Below are 485 nucleotides of genomic sequence, written 5' to 3' on the forward strand. Positions count from 1 at the left end.
GCGATGTTCAGCCCCGCGCTGGCGGCGCGCAGCCCGCCGATGGCGTGTTCCGCAACGCTTTGCACATCCTTGATCTGGTCCAGGTCCGGCCACTGTTGATGCACGGCGGCGCGCAGCGGTCTCGTCAACGTGTTGACGTTGGCGGCATGCTTGTCGACGTCGTGATAGACGCGGCCGACGGGATGATCTGACGGGGCCTGCGCCTGCATGGTTTGCATGAGCGCACTCCAGGCGCCGCCCGGCGTGGCCGCCTTGGCGCCGATGCCGCCTGCGTGTTGCTGCGGGATGTAGAGGGCCGACAGCGGTGTGTAACCCCAATCGGCATTCGGGTGGCCGAGGATGAGCAGGACCGAGTTCTCGTCGGTGCGCCCGCCCTTGGGGTAGCCGGGGGCATCCATGGTGTAGACCCACACCGTCTTGCGCGGGTTGGCGTTTAGGTAGGCGATGGCCTCTTTCAGGTCATAGAAGCCGACCGTTTCATCGCC

The 485-nt window shown here is 66.2% G+C and carries 1 pseudogene; it reads right to left on the reverse strand.

The window, feature by feature from the left end:
* A pseudogene (locus A6M56_RS20125) lies at positions 1-485 on the reverse strand (hypothetical protein); the annotation flags it as partial.

Source organism: Ralstonia sp. RL (genome assembly GCF_001683835.1).
Classification (GTDB): domain Bacteria; phylum Pseudomonadota; class Gammaproteobacteria; order Burkholderiales; family Burkholderiaceae; genus Ralstonia; species Ralstonia mannitolilytica.